A 2,113-nucleotide genomic window follows, 5' to 3' on the forward strand; every position below is an offset into this window, starting at 1 on the left:
GTCATCACTTCATCGAAAATCAGCACGGCCTCAGCCTGCGCCGTCAATCGCCTCAAGCCTGCGAGAAATCCTGCTTGCGGCATCACCATGCCCATGTTTCCTGCAATCGGCTCGACGATGATCGCGGCAATCTCGCGGCCCTGGCGGGCAAAAACCTGCTCCACGGCTGGGAGATCATTATACGGCAACACGATCGTATCTTGCGTCACGGCGCGAGGCACTCCCGGGCTGTCCGGCAAGCCGAGTGTTGCCACGCCGGAGCCGGCTTGGGCCAGCAATAAATCAGCGTGGCCGTGATAACATCCGGCGAATTTGATGATTTTTTCTCGTCCGGTAAACCCGCGCGCCAGTCGCAATGCGCTCATCGTGGCTTCCGTGCCCGAGCTGACGAAGCGCAGCAGCTCCATCGCAGGCAGTGCTTTCTTGATCAATTCCGCCAACTCCAGCTCTGCCGGCGTGGGCGCGCCAAACGAAGAGCCGCTGCGGATGGCTTTGATCGCGGCCTCGACCACTTCCGGATGCGCATGTCCGGCAATCAAAGGGCCCCAGGAGCCGACAAAATCCAAATAGCGATTGCCATCGATGTCATACACATAAGACCCTTCGCCTTTTGCCAGCACTGGCGGCACTCCGCCTACCGCTTTAAATGCGCGCACCGGCGAGTTAACGCCGCCCGGAAAAAAGCTTTGCGCCCGGCCAAACCAATCCACGGATTTGATATTTATTGAAGACATGTTATTCTCTTGTTAAGGTTCGTCATTTAAATTACCTACTCATTTTCTTTAAACCGCTAATCAACGCGAATGGCCGCTAATGCTTTTTAATTCGCGATCATTCGCGTCTATTCGCGGTTGGAAATTGGGAAAGTTTTTTAATCGTCGCTCCCGTTCAGCCACTCGGCGGCTTCGAGCGCGTGGTATGTTAGAATCATATCAGCGCCGGCGCGTTTGATGGAGGTTAGAATTTCCAGCGTCACGCGCTGCTCATCGATCCAGCCGTTTTGCGCTGCGGCTTTGACCATGGCGTACTCGCCGCTCACGTTGTAAGCCGCCAACGGCAGATCGAACTTTTCTTTGACCGCGCGAATCACATCGAGAAACGCCAGCGCAGGCTTGACCATCAGCATGTCGGCGCCTTCCGCAACATCCAGCTCGCATTCACGCAAAGCCTCGCGCACGTTGGCAGGATCCATTTGATGCGTGCGCCGGTCGCCGAATTTGGGCGCCGATTCCGCCGCTTCGCGAAACGGGCCATAAAAACCCGAGGCATATTTGGCGGAATAACTCATGATGGGAATATGCGTGAATCCGTTCGCATCCAAAGCCTCGCGAATCGCGCCGACCATGCCATCCATCATGCCCGAAGGCGCAACCATGTCAACGCCTGCCTGCGCTTGCGCCAAAACTTGTTTGGCCAACAGCGCGAGCGTCTTGTCGTTGTCCACCGCGCCGTTTTCGATCACGCCGCAATGGCCGTGATCGGTGTACTCGCAAAAGCATACGTCGGCAATGACCGTCATCTCCGGAACCGCGTCTTTGAATACGCGAATGGCTTTTTGAATAATGCCTTCGGGGTGATAGGATTCAGAGCCGGTGGCGTCTTTTTGTGCGGGAATGCCGAACAGGATCACGCCGGGGATGCTGAGACCATGCGCGCGTTTGACATCTTTGAGCGCTTCGTCAATGGAAAGTTGAAACTGTCCAGGCAGGCTGGCGATGGGCGCGCGCACGCCCTGGCCGTGCCGGATAAAAAGCGGATAGATAAAGTCTGCGGGCTGCAAGGTGGTTTCCCGCACCATGCTGCGAATGGCCGGCGTCCGGCGCAAGCGCCGCGGACGAATAAGCGGAGTGTGCAATTTTATTTCTCCCGGGCTGTTTTGAATGGATTATTGCTTATACCCGTTTTCAAACAAGTTGATTCCGGCGTTTGGAATAAAACTTTTCAAGAAACTTTAAAAGCCTCGCCCACAAAATTAGAACTCTCACAGAAGAAAAAGCAAAGGCTTTTTAGTGGGATTTCTTTTCAGTGGACGAAAAGCCGTTAGAATTCCGTTACTGCTTCTTTGCCAACCTATTCGCTTGTCGTTCGCCGGGACATTCACGCGAATGCCAAC

2 protein-coding genes are annotated in these 2,113 nt (G+C 54.9%); both read right to left on the reverse strand.

The genetic code is table 11. The features are described from left to right. On the reverse strand, positions 1-734 hold a 734-nt coding region (locus FBQ85_29585; GenBank protein MDL1879282.1), incomplete at its 3' end, for an aminotransferase class III-fold pyridoxal phosphate-dependent enzyme. Between the two features lie 137 nt (positions 735-871). Beyond that, positions 872-1,855, reverse strand: a complete 984-nt coding sequence (hemB, locus tag FBQ85_29590; protein ID MDL1879283.1) for a porphobilinogen synthase — start codon at positions 1,853-1,855, stop codon at positions 872-874. Positions 1,856-2,113 lie beyond the last annotated feature (258 nt).

This window comes from Cytophagia bacterium CHB2, assembly GCA_030263535.1.
Lineage (GTDB): Bacteria > Zhuqueibacterota > Zhuqueibacteria > Zhuqueibacterales > Zhuqueibacteraceae > Coneutiohabitans.